This is a genomic window from Streptomyces diacarni (assembly GCF_003323715.1).
Lineage (GTDB): Bacteria > Actinomycetota > Actinomycetes > Streptomycetales > Streptomycetaceae > Streptomyces > Streptomyces diacarni.
On the sequence record NZ_QOIN01000015.1, the window covers coordinates 1 to 1,410 of the forward strand.

Here is a 1,410-nt window from a genome sequence, read left to right on the forward strand (position 1 = left end):
GATGGCGTCCCGCTGTGTGGTGTAGGGGATCTTCGCGGTTGAGTGCGCGGGTTCTGCTCCCTGGGGTGCACCGTCTGCCGGTGTCTGCTCCCTGCTCAACTGGCAGGCCACCGTGCAACTGTCCGGAGTGAACGGGCAGTTCGACCCCAGGGGGTGCACGGTGGCCTTGTCCCAGCATGACCTACTTCGCCTGCTTGAGTCACTACGTTCGGCCGATGGTCTTGAACTCGTCCGCGAGGTCGCCGAGCGGCTGCTGCAGGAACTGATCGAGGCCGAGGCCACCACGAAGATCGGCGCCGAGTGGGGCGAACACACCGACACCCGCACCACCTGGCGCAACGGCCACCGGGAGAAGACGATGACCACGCAGGCCGGCGATCTGGAACTCGCCATCCCGAAACTGCGGGCCGGAAGCTTCTTCCCCAGCCTCCTCGAGCGCCGGCGGCGCATCGACCAGGCTCTCTACGCGGTCATCATGGAGGCATACGTCCACGGCGTCTCCACCCGCTCCGTCGACGACCTCGTCAAAGCCCTCGGCTCGGACACCGGGATATCCAAGAGCGAGGTCTCCCGGATCTGCGCAGACCTGGACGGACAGCTCGACGCTTTCCGGACCCGCCCGCTGGACCACATCCGCTTCCCTTACCTGTTCCTCGACGCCACCTACGTCAAGGCCCGCGTCGACCACCGCATCGTCTCCCAGGCGATCGTCATCGCCACCGGCGTGACTCAGGACGGGGGCCGGGAAGTCGTCGGGGTCATGGTCGGCGACAGCGAGACCGAAGCCTTCTGGGCCCAGTTCCTGCGTCACCTGCGAGAACGCGGCCTGAGTGGCGTCCGCCTGGTCATCTCCGACAGCCACAGCGGTCTGGTCAAAGCAATCCGCAAGGTCATGCTCAGCGCCGCCTGGCAGCGCTGCCGGGTCCACTTCGTCCGCAACGTCTTCGCCGTGATCCCGAAAGGCTCGGCGGAGATGGTCGCAGCGACGATCCGCACGATCTTCGCCCAGCCCACCGTGGACGCCGTCCGCACCCAGCTCGACACCGTCGCAGACATGCTCGGCCGACAGTTCCCCAAGGTCAGAGAGATGCTGCTGGACGCCAAGGAAGATCTGACCGCGTTCGCGGACTTCCCCCACCAACACTGGAAGAAGATCCAGTCCACGAACCCGCTCGAGCGGCTGAACCGGGAGATCAAACGCCGCACCGACGTCGTCCAGGTCTTCCCGAACCCATCCGCAGTCCTCCGCCTGGCCACCGCGGTCCTCGCCGAACTCCACGACGAATGGATCGCCTTCCCCCGCCGCTACCTCTCCAACGAAAGCATGGACGCCCTCTACCCCGACGACACAATCGTCCTGCCCGCCACGTCAGACGGCTGATCGCCTACACCACGACAAGGGACATGACC

1 protein-coding gene is annotated in these 1,410 nt (G+C 66.0%); it reads left to right on the forward strand.

The window, feature by feature from the left end; genetic code table 11:
- Nucleotides 1–160 precede the first annotated feature (160 nt).
- A complete protein-coding gene (locus DTL70_RS00080) occupies nucleotides 161–1,381 on the forward strand; it encodes an IS256 family transposase (RefSeq protein WP_114019723.1) in 1,221 nt (406 codons plus the stop codon).
- The last annotated feature ends 29 nt before the right edge of the window (nucleotides 1,382–1,410 follow it).